Genomic DNA, 14,748 nt, shown 5'->3' on the forward strand with positions numbered 1-14,748 from the left:
GCCCGCCCCCCCGGGCTCTTTGGTGGGCGGGGCCGCCCCGCAGGCGGCCCCGCCGCCCCGCTCAACCCGCCGTCAGCGCCGAGCCGTTGTGGAGGGTGACGCGCACCGGGCCGACGCCGGGATCCGGGGCGTAGCGCGGATAGGCGCCACCGCTCACCTGCAACCCCACCCGGTGCCCGGCGGCGAAGCGGTGCGCGGTGGAGCCCATCGGCACCGTGATCTCCACGGGCTCCCGCCCCGCCTCCGCTGCCTCCGCCGCCTCGCCCACGTATCGCAGCCGCACCAGCCCGTCGCACACGTTGACCGACCGGCCCTGCGCGTCCACGTCGCACAGCCGCGCGAAGACATCGGCGCGTCCGCCGCCCTCGACGGTGAGCCGCAGCCGCGCCGCGACGGGGCCGAGGACGTCCACGGGCCCGGTCAGCGGCTCGCCGGTGAACGTCAGCACGTCCTCCCGGGCCTCCAGCGCACGGTTGTCGCGGGGCCCGGCGCCCCGGGACAGCAGCGGCCCGCCGAGCGACGGGGGCGGCGCGGCCGGGTCGTACCGGAAGGACGCCGGCGGTGCGGAGCCCGCCGGGGCCCGCCGCACGAGCCGCCCGCCCGGGGCCGGGAACCAGGAGTTCACCCGGTCCGGGGCCGGCGGCCAGTCCGCAAGATCCCGCCATGTCTCCCGCTCGCCGCCGACGTGCACCCGTACGCGTGTGGGGCGCAGCCCGGACCGGTCCCCGCACAGGTGCGCCCGCAGCCAGCCGAGGCTCTCGGCGAACACCTCGGGCCAGCCCTGCTGCAACGCCGAGTGGTGCGTCCAGGGGCCGGCGAGCAGCGCGGTGTCGCACCCGGCCCGCCGCAACCGCCCGAACTGCGCCAGAGCCTGCCCAGCCAGCACGTCGTGCCACCCGGTGATCAGGGCGGTGGGCACGGTCAGCCGCTCCGCCACCGCCGCCATGGACGCCCCGCGCCAGTACGGGTCATCGGCGTCCGGATGCGCCAACACCTCGGCCAGCCACGGCACTTCGTCCAACAGACCCGCCACGGATGAGGCGTCCACCCTGCGCAGCCGGCGTCCCAGCCGCAGCGCCGCGCGCAGGAAGGGCACCGTCCCGCGGTGCTGGTACGTCATGCCGATGCCGGTGACGAGGGCGTTCTCCAGGTGGAACGCCCCGCCACCGTGGAAGTACGCGGCTGGATCGTGGAGCCCGACCTGGACCACCATCGCCCGCAGTTCCGGGGGCGGTTCGGCCGCCAGCGCCCACTGCGTGTACCCCAGGTAGCTCGGCCCGATCGTGCCCAGCACACCGGTGAACCACGGCTGCTCCCGCAGCCACGCCACCGCCGCCCGGCCGTCCGCGGCCTCGTTGCGCCACAGATGGAACGCGCCGCCCGATCCCCCGGTCCCGCGGCAGCTCTGCACCACCACATGGAACCCCTGCTCGGCGAAGAGGATCCCGTAGAGCGGCGACCACGGCAGCCCCCGCCCGTACGGGGAGCGCACCAGCAGTGTGGGGAACTCTCTCTCCGCGCACGGGAAGTAATGGTCCGTCAGCAGCGGGCTGCCGTCGGCGGCCGGCGCCACCAGTCCCTGCTCGCACCCCACCGCGTACCTCCCGGCGGGCACCCTCCGCCATGCCGCCCGCATCCACCGCGACGCCCGCGGTGGCTTCCCGCCCCCCGCCCGACCGTTCATCGCCATCCCCCTCCATCGCAGGCATTCTCGTACTGTGTACGAGAATAATCGATGCGTGAAGGGCTGCTTGGATGGGACGGACGGCTCACGAGCCGCACCGACGAGAGAGGAACGCCAAGCCCGTGCCCGCACCCCGCGGCGACCGACCGCAGGCCGCGCCCGTCGACCCCGAGCAGCTCTGGCCGACGCCCGACCGGCCCCGGCGCGGGCGCCGCCCCGCCTTCAGCCGCGAGGCGATCACCGCGGCGGCCGTCGCACTCGCCGACGCCGATGGACTCGACGCGGTCACCATGCGGCGCGTCGCCGCGCAGGTCGGCGCCGGCGTGATGTCGCTCTACAGCTACGCGCCCGACAAGGAGACGCTGCTGGAGCTGATGGTCGACCACGTCTCCGCCGAACTCCCCTTGACGGACCCGCTCACCGGCGACTGGCGCACCGACCTCAAGCACATCGCCCGGCTCCAGCGCGCCCACATGCACCGGCACCCGTGGCTCCCGGCCGCCCTGAGCAGCCGCCGGACCCTCGGCCCGCACACCCTGGCCTTCCTGGAGCGCGCCCTGGCCGCCCTCCGCCCCGCCGAGCTGGACGGCGCCGCCAAGCTGGAGGTCTTCAGCCTCCTCACCGGCTTCGTCGCCTCGTACGTCGGCCACGAACTCACCCGGTCCGCCGACCGCTCCCCCGACCGCGCCGCCGCCGAGGCCCGCTACCTCGCCGCCGTCGCCGCCGACGGCCACCACCCGGAACTCGCCGCCGCGCTCGCCGCCCCGGGCCGCCCGCCGACGCCGGAGACGGCCTTCGCCCGCTTCCTGGACCGGTTGGTGGACGGGCTGGACACGGAACCCGGGGCGGGCGGGGGCGAGGTTCTCAGCCCGCCGTGACCTGCCGCCAGGGGCGGACGAAGTCGTGCAGGGCCCGCCGCGCGGCCGGGGCGATCACCGGGTCGTCGACCGGGGTCCCGGCGGGGTGGAGCAGATGGTCGACTCCGGGCAGGACCCGTAGCCCGGGACCGGTGGTACGGGCCGCGGCGAGGGCCGACAGCAGAGGCGGCGTGGTGCGGCAGGGCACGTTGGTGTCGACCGTGCCGCAGGTGACGAGCGTACGCGTGCCGCGCGCGACGCCCCGGGCGACGGACGGCGGGTAGACGGCGTCGTCACTGCGGACGAAGTCCGCGTTGACCGGGCCGAACACGCCGTTGAGGAGGGCGGACAGGGACGGCAGCAGCCCCGAGGTGTCCACCGGGCGCCCGGCACGGAAGTCCGCGATGGCGCGGGCCACGCCCGTCTTGTTCAACTGTGCCTGCCGCCCGGTGAGTTGCCCGGCCGCGACCGCCCGGTCCAGGTCGGCCGCCAACTGGTCGTCGAGCATGTCCAGCAGCCGCAGGTCCTGCGGGGCGATCAGTGCGAGCCCGGCGGGCTTCGCCCGCACGGCGCGGTCGACGAGCAGGGCCTGAAGGCCGCCCTCGCTGTGCCCGACCACCAGCAGCGCGTCCAGGTCGGCTTCCGGCTGGGCCCGCAGGGCGTCGTACGCAGCCACCGCCTGGCGGGTGTAGGCGGCCATGTCGGGAGCGCTGTGCCGCCCGCCCAGCCCCGTCCGCCCGGTGCCGTACTTGTCGAACCGCAGGCTCATCACGCCGTCCTCACCGAGGACACCGGCCATCAGGGCCAGGGTGTGCGGGGTGAAGCCGCCCGGCTCGTCGCCGTTGCGGTCGGTCGGGCCGCTGCCGGGTATCAGCAGCGCCGCGGCGAGTCCGCGGCCCGCGTGGTGGGCGGGGATGTGCACCGTGCCGTAGGCCGTGGTGCCGTCCGCGGTGAAGCGGACCTCGCGGTCCACGGCGGGTAAGAGGGCGGCTCGGGAAGCCGCGGACGCCTCGGCCACGCCTGACACCGGCCCGGCCGTGGCGACGGCGACCGCCGCCAGGAGTACGGCGAGCGTCCTGCCGCGCCTGGGGGTTCGCGAACGCATGAGATCTCCCTGCGAGTTGAAGCATTGTTATAGCTTTTATAGAACAATGCTCGCCGCGAAGTGCGGGAAACGCGTCAAGAACACGACAGGGACGCAGCCGGGCACCCACCCGAGCCGGGAAGGGCCGGTGAAACCCACGTGTCCACGCCCGGAGGAGCAACACCCCTGCCGGTCGGCCGACTTGGGCTCATGCGCACGGACGCCCGGGCCGCACCGAGGCCCTGCCCCGCACGCCCGTGAGTGCCGCAGGCCCGTGAGTGCCGCAGCCGTCCGCGCTCCGGTCCGCATGGCGTTGGCGGCTCGGGACCTGAACCCGGCTGCGGATACAGGGGCCTTGGTGGTTACGTCGTGCCGCTCGCCCGCCACCGCGCCACGAAACACCCCACGCGACAGCCGGGTGGCGCGTGCGGCGCACCGCCGCGGCCGTCCCTCCTCGGGTGGGGCCCGCCCCCGTCCTTCACCCCCGGCGCCCCGGCCTTCGCGGCACTGTGAGGGTCAAGGGGGTGCGGCCGTCCGGGGCGCGGACCGGGAGTTCGCGACGCAGGGCGCCGACGGTGAGGCGGAGGGCGACGCGCCAGGTGCCGGGCGGGCCGCCGCGGAAGCGGGAGTGGGCGCGGTAGCGGTCGCCGGCGGCGCGTTCGACGGTGGTGCGCAGGGCCACGGTGCGGGTGGCGTCGCGGAGGATCAGCTGGAGGTCGGCGTCGGCGGGGCAGCCGGGGAGGGTGAGGCCCGCGGCGAGGGTGGCGCGGCCGAGGCGGGTGCGGGTGGCGCTGCCGTGCAGGTCGGCGCCGAGCGGCCGGCGGGCGCCGTCGTGGTCCAGGTCGAGGTGGAGGTGGCCGTGCGGCGTGGAGAGGAAGAGCGCGGCGACGGTAGGGCCTTCGGGGCCGTGGCTGATGATGCGCGGCGCCAGGTCGGTGCCCTCCTCCCCGGTCTCCGGGCAGAGCCAGGCTTCCCGCCGTACGCCGGAGGCTTCGGGACGCGCTCCGGGTCTCCTGCCGGGGGCCTCGGGTCTCTCGTCGGACGTTTCGGACCGCGGGCCCGCCGGGGTGGCGGGCGGCGCGCCGTGGTCCAGGGCGGTGACCGCCACCTTCAGCCCCCAGATGCCGTCGGCCAGCGGTTCCCCGCCGGCCGCGGTCGCCGGGTCGAGGGCCGCGTGCCAGCGGCCGTCGGCGTGGTCGGCGCGGACGGTGAGCTGGGCGCCGCTGCGGCGGAGGAGGATGTCGACGGTGTCGGCGCCGAGGGTGGGGAGGGTGGCGGTGCCGTGCAGGTGGAGGACGCCGCCGACCCAGGCGACGCCGGTCAGGCGCTGCTGTATGCCGATGCGGTCGGTGAGGTCGTAGAGGGCGTCCGGTATGGGGTGGTCCGCGTCGCGGAAGTAGGGGTACGCGGCGTAGGCGCGGCCCTCGGTGATGCGGGGCGGGCCGGGTTCGGTGCCGGTGTCGGCGCGGAGGATCGCGGCGAGTTCGGTGTCGAGGCCGGCGCGGAGGCAGTGGGCGCGCAGCCGGAGCCGGGGCGGGAGGGCGGCGAGGACGCCGTCGGTGAGGTAGCGCTCGACGAGGGGGCGGGCGGCGTCGGCCATGGCGCGCCGGCCGGTCTCGTCGCGGGCGAGGTAGGCGGCCGCGAACGGCATGAGTATCTCGCCGTGGAAGTGCCGGACCAGGAGCTTGTCGCGGTCCGGGCCGGGTGGGACCTCGGCCGCGAGGCCGTCGAGGACGGTGCCGATGTAGCCGAGGTATTCGGGCCAGTCGAGGTCCTGGCGGGAGGCGTTGCTGTCGTCCTCGCGGCCGTGCAGGTAGTAGCAGTCGTAGTCGGCGTGGACCGAGACGGTGCCGGCGCGGAGCAGGGCGGCGATGCCGAAGGGCAGGTCCTCGCCGAGCAGCCGGCCCTCGACGAAGCGCAGCCGGTGCTCCTCGATGAAGGAGCGGCGGAAGAGCTTGTAGGCGGCCAGGGTCCAGTAGACGGGTGAGTCGAAGACCGAGACGCGGGCGGAGGAGGTGCGCAGGTCGACGGGGGCGCCGCGGCCGCCCGCGCCGACGATGCGGCCGTAGACGATGTCGGAGCCGTGCTCCTCGGCCGTCCGGACGAGGCGGTCCAGCGCCTCGGTGCCGAGGTGGTCGTCGGAGTCGAGGAAGAAGACGTACTCGCCGGTGGCGCGGTCCAGGCCGACGTTGCGGGGCCGGCCAGCGCCGCCGGAGGCCGGCTGGCGGACGACGGTGAGGTTGGGGTGGGCGCGGGCGGCCTCCTCCAGCCAGGCGGCGCTGTCGTCGGTGGAGCCGTCGTCGACCGCGATGATCTCGATGCGGCGCTGGTCGAGCGTCTGGGTGAAGACCGAGCCGAGGCTGCGGTCCAGGTAGCGGCGGGTGTTGTGGACCGGCACGATCACGGTGACGGCCGGTGCCGTGGGGGCCGGGCCGGTATGGGCCCCGGTCGCGGGGTGGTCGGAGTTGTCGGACACGGGAACCGTGGCCTCCGTTCGTTTCCTGCGGGACCTCGCCCTACCTCGCCCCCATCGGAGTAAAGCGGACTATTGGGACATCCAGCTATATAACGGTCGTTGACTGTCTGCCGACTTGGAGGAGTGCCGGTGAACCCGACGCCTTCCGCACCCCAAGAGGGGGTCCGGAGCCCGAAGGTTGCCCTGGGGTCGCCCATCGGGTCGAGCGCCACACCGGCCGGCAGGGCGCTGCGGCGGGCCGCGGCGCCGGGGCTCGCGGCGCTGCTGTCCATGGGGGCGTACTGCCTGGCGCTGGCGGTCTACGGCAGCTATCCGTTCGGCGCGCGCTCCCGTGCGGTCAACGATCTGGGCAATCAGTTCGTGCCCTTCCACGCCCGGCTGTGGGACCTGATGCACGGGACCGGGCACGGCGACCTGTTCTTCAATTGGGGCAGTGGGTACGGCGTCCCGTTCCTGGCGGACTTCTTCACGTATCTCATGAATCCGTTCTCCTGGCTCGTGGGGCTGTTCCCGCGGGCCCTGGTGGACCTGCCGGTGTTCCTGGTGACGCTGCTGAGCATCGGGCTGGGCGCCGCGCTGATGACCGTCCTGCTGGGGCGGCTGCATCCGGGGCCCGGCGCGCTGCGGGCACTGCTGGCGGTCGGGTACGGGCTGTGCGCGTGGGTGCTGAACGACGGGTACGCCGATCCGATGTGGATGTGGGGGCTGGTCTCGCTGCCGCTGACCGGCATCGCGGCGGACTGGTGCCTGCGGCGGGTGCGGTGGGTGGCGGGCACGCTGCTGGTCGCCGCCGCCTGGGCGGGGAACTTCTACACGGCGGCCATGGCCACCCTGGCGACCGGGCTCGTACTGGCGCTCCGGCTGGCGACGGCCCGCGATCTGCCGCCGGGCGGGCGGCTGCGGGTGGTGGGGCGGGCCGCCTCCATGGCGGCGGTCGGCGTGCTGCTCGCGGCGCCGGTGCTGACCGTCACCCTCCAGGCGAGCCGGGCCGCCCAGCCGCCGCCCGAGGCGGTCTACCGGGGCCGGCCACCGCTGGCGACCCTGCTGGCGCAGCTGCTGCCGGGCGGGCACGGCGGGGTACCGGCACCCAACGTCTTCATCGGGGTGCTGGGGCTTCTGCTGGTGGCGGCCTTCCCGTTCGTGCGGGCGGTGCCGGTACGGACGCGGATCGGGTGGACGGCGCTGGCGGCGGCGATCGGCGCCTCGTTCGTCTGGAGGCCGACGATCCTGCTGTGGCACGGCTTCGCCCTGCCCAACGGGAGCGCGTTCCGCGCCGCCTTCGTGCTCAGCGGGGTGCTGGTGATGATCGCCTGGCTGGCGCTGGCGCACCGGCCGCGGGCCGGGGAGCTGGGGGCGGGGGCGGCGGCGGTGGCGGTGCTGGCGTGGTGGTGCCGCGGACAGGGGGCGGTGGGGCCCTCGACGTGGATCGTGGTGGCGGGCGGCGGCACGGTGACGCTGGGGGTGCTGACGGGGCTGGCACGGTGCGCGGGGCCGTTGCCCGCCGGCGCGCGGGGCCGGACCCGGACCGCGCTGACCGCCGTGCTGGCCGGCACCGTCGTGCTCGGCTCGGCGTACACCGCGTTCTCCGTGACGGCCGTCCGGGACAAGATCCCGTTCTTCCGGCCGAAGCTGACGCTGACCGCGGGGGCGCTGGCCACCCGGCGGGGGCTGGCCGCCCGGGACGACTGGCCGCGCTCCCGTACGGATCCGGGGCCGCACGAGTTCGCCAACAACGATCCGCTGCTGATCGGCGGCGAGGGCGGCGCGTACTACAGCAGCTACGTGCCCGCGGCCACCGCCCACGCGCTCCACGGCCTGGGCGCCGGCTGGTACATCCGCGGCCGGCACGCGCTGAGCTTCGAGGACCCGGTGGGGCAGGCGCTGATGGGGATCAGCAGCCACCTCGCGGAGCCGCCGGGAGGCGGACCGCGCGGCCGGTACACGGTGCGGCGCGAGCGGCCGGCGCCGCTGCTGACCGTCCGGCGGGGCCCGCTGCCGGGGCCGGGCGGCGGCCCGGACACCGTCTTCGCCCGCCAGGAGCGGGCGCTGGGCGCCGCCGTCTACGAGGTGCCGCGGCTGACGCCCGCCGGGGGCCCGGCGCCGCAGCGGGCCCCGGGCGGCTGGACGCTGCCGCCCGCACCACGGCCCGCGGGGACCGGCCGGGCGGCGGGCGCGGGGACCGTCTTCGCCGCGCGGTGCGCCCCGGGCAGCACCGCCGTCTGGTACGCGCCCTGGTTCACCGGTGAGGTCAGCGGGCTGGGCGTGACCACCCGAGGCGACGGACGGTGGGACGTGACGGCGAACCCGGTGCGGCAGCTGGGCACGGTGCCGGCCGGCGGCGCGGTGTCCGTACGGTTCACCGGGTACGGCGGGCAGTACGTCCCCGAGCACGCGCTCGGCTGCGTCGCGCCGGACCGGCTGGCCGCGGCCGTGCGGGCCGCGCGGGGCCCCGTCACGCTCACCACGGGCGGGCACACGCTGACCGCCGCGCTGCCCCGGAGCAGCGGCGGCACCGCCGTTCTCGCGCTGCCCGCCGTTGCCGGATGGGGCTGTTCGGTGGACGGCGGGCCGCTCCGGGCGCCCCGGTCCTTCGGCGGACTGCTGGCCGTCCCGCTGGGCCGGGAGGCGTCCCGGCTGTCGTGCACATACGTCCCGCAGGGCCTGAAACCAGGGCTGGCGGCGAGCGGAGCGGGGGTGCTGGTGCTGGCCGCGGTGGCCGCCGGGGCCGCCCGCCGGGCCCGCCGGCGCCCTATACCACCGATTCGCCCGAATCATGAGTTTTCGCCAGATTCGTAGAATGAACTTCCAGGGGACGGCCCTCGACCGTCCCCTGGTCCCCGGCGAAAAGGCCCGCCCATGAAGCTCTCCATCGTCGTCCCCTGCTACAACGAAGAGGCCGTCATAGGCCGTTTCGACGAACAGGTCCGCGCGGTCCTCGGCGACCTCGCGGTGGACTACGAGCTGTGCTACGTGGACGACGGCAGCGCCGACGGGACCCTCCCCCGGCTCCGGGCCCTGGCCCACCAGCACCGCGCCACCACCCGCTACCTCTCCTTCAGCCGCAACTTCGGCAAGGAGCCGGCGATGCTGGCCGGCCTCAAGGCGGCCACCGGCGACGCGGTGATCATCATGGACGCCGACCTCCAGCACCCGCCCGAGTTCATCGAGAAGATGCTCGACCTCTACCAGCTCGGCCACGACCAGGTGATCGCCAAGCGCAGCCGGGACGGCGACCGTCGGCTGCGCACCGCCCTGAGCCGCCTGTACTACCGCGCCGTCAACACCTGGGTCGACGTCGAACTCGTCGACGGCGCGGGCGACTTCCGGCTGCTGTCGCGCAAGGCGGTGGACGCGCTGATCTCGCTGCCCGAGTACAACCGCTTCTCCAAGGGGCTGTTCTCGTGGATCGGCTTCGAGACCGTCACCTTCGACTACCGCAACGCCGCCCGGAAGGCCGGTGAGACGAAGTGGCGGGTCGGCTCGCTGATCAACTACGGCATCGACGGGATGATCTCGTTCAACTGCCGCCCGCTGCGCGCCGCCATCTACACCGGGCTCAGCCTGGCGTCGCTGGCCACCCTCTACACCTTCTGGATCATCGGCGCGGCCGTCGTCGGCGGGGTCACCGCGCCCGGCTACGTCACCCTGGTGGCCATCATCGTGGGCCTGGGCGGGCTCCAGATGGTGATGCTCGGGCTGATCGGCGAGTACATCGGGCGGATCTACTACGAGACCAAGCGGCGCCCGCACTTCCTGGTCAAGGAGAGCGACGGGGCGCTGCCCAGCGCCGCCGCGGCCAGGTCGCCCACGCCGTCCGGCACCGCGGCTGTCAGCTCGCGGACCGGCTGATGCGCGGTCGGCCCGCGACGGTCCCGTGGGGCCAGGTGGTGCGGTTCACGGTGGTCGGCGGCATCAACACCGTGACGTTCTACGCCTGTTACCTGCCGCTGCACCGGCTGCTGCCGTACTTCGCGGCGTACACGGCGGCCTTCGTCCTCAGCCTGGTCGGCTCGTTTCTCCTCAACACCTACTTCACCTACCGCACCCGCCCCACCTGGAAGAAGTTCCTGCTCTTCCCGCTGACCCAGGTCACCAACTACGCGGTGCAGAGCGCGGGCCTGGTGGTGCTGGTGAGCTGGCTGGGGATGAGCAGCACGGTGGCGCCGCTGGTGGCGGCGCTGCTGGCCATCCCCGCCACCTTCGTGGTCTCCCGGCGGATCCTGCGGCCCCCGGCCCGCAGGACTGCGGCGGGCGGTTCGACGGTTCCCGCGGACCCGGCGGAGGGGACCGACCCGGCGGACGGGGAAGACCCGGCGGACCGGTCGGACCCGGCGGACCGGGCCGACCGCGCGGATCAGTCCGGGGCGTCGCCGCCGGTCCGCTCCAGCGAGCCGGCCTGAGCCCGCCAGCCCTGGAACGGCGCGGTCTGCCCCATCGTCTGCTGCCGGGACGCGTACAGCCGGCCGTCGTTGCCCAGCGCGACCAGGACGGCCCGCCCGCCCGCGGCCGGGGCGACACCGGCCGCCGCCGAGTGCGCCAGCCTGCAGCGCTGCCAGGGCTTGGGGGCGGCCTGCGCCATCGCCACCCGTACGTCGCCGGCGTCGTCCCGGGCAGCCAGCACCATCCGGTCGCCGGGCCCGACCGGTGCCAGCGCCACCCGCCCGAAGCCGCCGACCCGCTCGCACTGTCCGGACACCCGCCAGCCGCCGAGCGCCCCCTGCCGCTCGGCGAGCAGCACCTGCGCGGTCTCCGACTGCCGGTAGGCGATCCGGACCACGCCGTCGTCCAGGGGGGCGATGCTGACCGGACCGCCGGCCTCCGGCAGCCCGGTGGCCGCGCCCGGCCGCGGCATCCGCCCGGCCTCCTTGGACACCCAGTGCTGCACGGTCCGGGCGCTGGGCGCGACCAGGTGCACCAGCCCGTCGGAGTCCACGCAGACATCGATCCCGTCGACGATCTGCGGCGACCCGTTGAGGGTGCCGACCGGACCCTCCAGCCGGTCCCAGGGCGACCACCGCCCGCCGTACGGCCCGCTGCGGTAGCCGATGCCGCCGTCCCAGGTCCGCACGAACAGGTGCACCGTGCCGTCCGGGGTGGCCACCGCCGCCGGGAAGCCGATCTCCAGCGAGCGGACCGGGTCGCGGTCCGGGGAGCCCAGCGACGCCCAGCGCCCGAACGCCGGCCCGCCGTCCCGCCCGGTCCCGCTCTGCACCGCGGTGACCACCTCGCGCCGGTGGTCGGTGCCGGGACCCGGCAGGACCGTGCGGGAGGCGAACAGCTGGAGGGTGCCGTCCGGATGGCGCGCCACATGGAGCTGCCCCTCCAGCATGTCCCCGCCGACCCGCACCGGGCCGCCGAACCGCCCGCTGCCCCGCCGGCTCTCCGTCCAGCAGTACGCCGCCCCGCCCAGCACCGCGAACGCCGCCAGCCGGCCGTCGTGGGTGGGCCGCACCCAGGCGTTGGAGCCGGGCGCGCGCAGCCGGGTGCCGCGGGTCCAGCTGCGCGGGCTGCCGTGGAGGGCCGTGCCGCCCACCTTGCGGTCGCCGCAACCGGCCGGGTCGGCGCACGGCCGGTGGTCGGCCCAGCCGTAGATGTCCAGCAGCGCGGCCTTGCGGCGGACGGTGGCCGGGTCGAGGTCGCGGGGCAGCGCGCCCAGCTCGTAGCCGAGGTAGCTCTCCACGATGGCCGCGCCGGGGTGGCCGCGCCCCCAGTAGCGGGCCAGCGCGGCCTGGGTGAAGTGGGCGGAGGCGGTGTGGTCCTGGTGGTCGTAGTAGCGCAGCCCGGCCAGCCGCGGGTCGCGGGTGGGCGGCGGGTCCTTGGGGGAGTGCACCGCGTCGGGGTCCAGGGTGCGTACGACGGTGGGCCGGTACCGGTCGAGCACCGCCGCCAGGGTGTCGATGACCTGGTCGCGGGTGTAGCGGAACTGGCGCAGCACGGGGCTGCCCTCCGGGCGCAGCGTGGGCAGCGCGTCGACCACCCCGAGCCAGAGGCCGCGCAGGCTGGTGGCGCGCGGCAAGTACACCGCCCGGGCCTCGACCAGCTCCAGGAAGATCAACTGGTGCTGTGGGGCGGCGCGCAGCGTCTGCAGCTCGACCTGGAAGCCGGGCAGCAGGGGCTGCGCCTCCGCGTCCCACAGTCCCTCCCGGTCGCCGACGGCCATCTGGGCGTGCGCGGCCAGCAGCCCGTTGACCCGGGCGCGGGCGAAGGCGGCCCGGTCGGCGGGCACCCGGTCGTGCAGGCTGCTGCTGCGGGCGGCGTTGCGGCCGTCGGACTCACCGCCGGTCAGGCAGACCGTGACGGTGCGCGCCCCGCTGCGGATGGCCTGCTCCAGGTTGGGGTTCATGAAGAACAGCCCGTCGTCGGGGTGCGCGATGACGTGCACGAACACCTGGTCGTCCGGCTCCTCGGTGGAGTCCTGCTCACCGGCGGACTCGGCCGGGCCGGGCGGCCCGTCGGGCGCGAGCCGGGCCCAGACGCCGGCGCCCGCGGTGGCCGCGAGAACGGCGCCGCCGGTGGCCTGGAGGATCCGGCGGCGGGAGACCAGTGGTCCTGACGGTTCTGACGGTGGCACACGCTCAGTATTTGCGGGTACCGGCGATCCCGCTCGTCCGACAGGTCATCAGTTGTGCGTCGCCGGGCGGAACACCGCGCGACGCGCCCGTACGGCGCAACGCCGCGTCACCCCGCCGGGCGCCCCGGGTCCCGGACGGCCGCCGGTCGCCGCGGCCCCACGACCCGGCCCGCCGCCCCGGACCGGATTCCCGCCGCCCGGCACCGAGTTGACGGGCCGACGGCTCCGCCGGACGACCGGGGCGGTTACGATCCCCCGGTCAGTTCTCGACCGGGGGTGGGTTCGCATCAGCACGCACGACAACGCTTTCGGGGTGTTCAGACCGCTGCGCGCCGAGGATCCGCGGGAGGTGGCCGGCTACCGGCTGCTGGCGCGGCTCGGCGAGGGCGGCATGGGGTCGGTCTACCTGACCCGGACCCGCGGGAACCAGCCGGCCGCGCTGAAGGTCATCCGCCGGGAGTTCGGCCAGGACGCGGACTTCCGCAGCCGGTTCGAGCAGGAAGTGCGGGCCGCCCGGCGGGTGCAGGGCTACCACATCGTGCCGGTGCTCGACCACGACACCGGCGGCGAACTCCCCTGGCTGGCCACCGCGTTCATCCCCGGCCTGCCGCTCGACGAGGCGCTCGGCGGCTTCGGTACCCTGCCGCTGCCGGCCGTCTTCCAGCTCGTCGGCGCGGCGGCCGGCGCACTGGCCGCGGTGCACGCCGCGGGGGTCGTCCACCGCGACCTCAAGCCCGGCAACATCCTGCTCGGCCCGCAGGGCCCGTACGTCATCGACTTCGGGATCGCCCGCGCCGCCGACGCCACCCAGCTCACCCGCAGCGGCGGCTTCATCGGCACCCCGCAGTACATGTCCCCCGAGCACGCCGCCGGCGAGCAGGTCACACCGGCCGCCGACCTCTTCTCGCTGGGCCTGATCGCGGCCGTCGCGGCGACCGGCCGGCATCCCTACGGGGACGGCGCGGCCATCACCGTGGCCGCCCGGATCGCCAACACCGCGCAGCAGCCGCCGGACCTCGGCGGCTACCCGGACGCGCTGCGCCCGCTGCTCACCCGCTGCCTGGCCGCCGACCCCGCGGAGCGGCCCGCGCCGGCCGAGCTGGCGGAGCTGTGCGAGCGGGCGTCGGGGCGCGGCCCGCGCGACTTCGACGGCTGGCTGCCGGACGCCCTGGCCGCCGAGATCGCGCGGCGGGAGCGCGCCGCCCAGGAGATACCGGAGCCGGCGGCGGGCCCCGTACCGCCGCCGCCCGACCACGCCCCGACGCAGGGTGCGGCCGGCTACACCCCCACCCAGGGCACGGGCCCGCACGCCGCCCCGACCCAGGCCGCCACCGGGCCCGTGCCCCCGCCTCACAGCGGCCCGCACGCGATGCCCACCGTCGGCCCCGTCACGCCCGTGCCCGGTCCGGGCCGGCGGCGCAGCCCCGCGCTGATGGCGGCCGTCGCGGTGGTGGCGCTGATCGCCGTGGTCGCCGTCACCTGGTCGCTGGCCCGCGGCGGCGGCTCCGACATCCGGGCCGACACCCGGCACACCCCCAGCGCGCCCCCGCACCGGCACGGCGGCGAGTCCGGCCCGCCGAGCGCCGCCCCGGACCAGAACGCCGGCTACCAGGTCGTCTTCAAGGACCGCCCGTTCGCGCTGCGCGCCCCCTCCCAGGCGGGCTTCAACAACATCGACCTAGACGTCCCGAAGGCGGTCCCCGGCGCCCAGATCGACATGTCGCCGTACGAGATCACCTACAACGGCGTGTCCGGCATCGGCCTGGAGTTCCACACCCCCATGGGCCGGGCGACCGCCCGTACGGCGCAGGCGTGCCTGGACGGCTCGCGCTCGGACGTGCTGCCGGACAAGGTGCGCCGCGAGGAGCTGGACAAGGGGCAGACCATCCACGTCGGCACACTGCTGTGCACGCAGACCACGGACGGGAACCTGGCCATGCTGGAGATCACCGGGATGAGCCCCAACCACGAGAGCGAGATGCCGGACTACGCGACCCGGCTGACGCTCTGGAAGAAGAACTAGCGGCCGCCCGCCGGGAGACGTCAGCGGCGGGGGGGGGGGGGGGAAAACCCAGA

General features: G+C 75.5%; 9 protein-coding genes. 5 read left to right on the plus strand and 4 right to left on the minus strand.

Annotated features, from left to right (window positions below; all coding sequences use genetic code 11):
* Nucleotides 1-61: 61 nt before the first annotated feature.
* Nucleotides 62-1,636 (minus strand): CocE/NonD family hydrolase, encoded by a 1,575-nt coding sequence (locus ACO1BR_RS29900; protein ID WP_426798241.1) that lies wholly within the window; start codon nucleotides 1,634-1,636, stop codon nucleotides 62-64.
* A 170-nt stretch (nucleotides 1,637-1,806) separates the two neighbouring features.
* On the opposite strand from ACO1BR_RS29900, the gene ACO1BR_RS29905 reads away from it, so the two are divergent.
* On the plus strand, nucleotides 1,807-2,562 hold the full coding sequence (locus ACO1BR_RS29905; protein ID WP_426798214.1) for a TetR/AcrR family transcriptional regulator: 756 nt from the start codon (nucleotides 1,807-1,809) through the stop codon (nucleotides 2,560-2,562).
* Here the strand turns inward: ACO1BR_RS29905 and ACO1BR_RS29910 are convergent.
* Nucleotides 2,549-3,646 (minus strand): alpha/beta fold hydrolase, encoded by a 1,098-nt coding sequence (locus ACO1BR_RS29910; RefSeq protein ID WP_426798215.1) that lies wholly within the window; start codon nucleotides 3,644-3,646, stop codon nucleotides 2,549-2,551. The genes ACO1BR_RS29905 and ACO1BR_RS29910 overlap by 14 nt on opposite strands.
* 457 nt (nucleotides 3,647-4,103) lie before the next feature.
* Nucleotides 4,104-6,101 (minus strand): glycosyltransferase family 2 protein, encoded by a 1,998-nt coding sequence (locus ACO1BR_RS29915; protein ID WP_426798216.1) that lies wholly within the window; start codon nucleotides 6,099-6,101, stop codon nucleotides 4,104-4,106.
* Nucleotides 6,102-6,230: 129 nt separating this feature from the next.
* Between ACO1BR_RS29915 and ACO1BR_RS29920 the strand changes: the two genes are divergently transcribed.
* Genes ACO1BR_RS29920 through ACO1BR_RS29930 form a run of 3 tightly spaced genes read left to right on the plus strand, consistent with a single transcriptional unit; the run spans nucleotide 6,231 to nucleotide 10,501 of the window.
* Nucleotides 6,231-8,897: a YfhO family protein gene (locus ACO1BR_RS29920; protein WP_426798217.1), complete on the plus strand. Its 2,667-nt coding sequence runs from the start codon at nucleotides 6,231-6,233 to the stop codon at nucleotides 8,895-8,897.
* A 60-nt stretch (nucleotides 8,898-8,957) separates the two neighbouring features.
* Complete coding sequence (locus tag ACO1BR_RS29925; RefSeq protein ID WP_426798218.1) at nucleotides 8,958-9,950, plus strand: glycosyltransferase family 2 protein; 993 nt, start codon at nucleotides 8,958-8,960, stop codon at nucleotides 9,948-9,950.
* Nucleotides 9,950-10,501 (plus strand): GtrA family protein, encoded by a 552-nt coding sequence (locus ACO1BR_RS29930; RefSeq protein ID WP_426798219.1) that lies wholly within the window; start codon nucleotides 9,950-9,952, stop codon nucleotides 10,499-10,501. The genes ACO1BR_RS29925 and ACO1BR_RS29930 overlap by 1 nt, the downstream gene beginning before the upstream one ends.
* Here ACO1BR_RS29930 and ACO1BR_RS29935 read toward each other — a convergent pair.
* Nucleotides 10,456-12,672, minus strand: a complete 2,217-nt coding sequence (locus ACO1BR_RS29935) for a PIG-L family deacetylase (protein WP_426798220.1) — start codon at nucleotides 12,670-12,672, stop codon at nucleotides 10,456-10,458. The genes ACO1BR_RS29930 and ACO1BR_RS29935 overlap by 46 nt on opposite strands.
* Nucleotides 12,673-12,985: 313 nt before the next feature.
* Between ACO1BR_RS29935 and ACO1BR_RS29940 the strand changes: the two genes are divergently transcribed.
* Nucleotides 12,986-14,695, plus strand: coding sequence for a serine/threonine-protein kinase (locus tag ACO1BR_RS29940; protein WP_426798221.1), 1,710 nt, complete (start codon nucleotides 12,986-12,988; stop codon nucleotides 14,693-14,695).
* The last annotated feature ends 53 nt before the right edge of the window (nucleotides 14,696-14,748 follow it).

Source organism: Streptomyces sp. YGL11-2 (genome assembly GCF_050054615.1).
Lineage (GTDB): Bacteria > Actinomycetota > Actinomycetes > Streptomycetales > Streptomycetaceae > Streptomyces.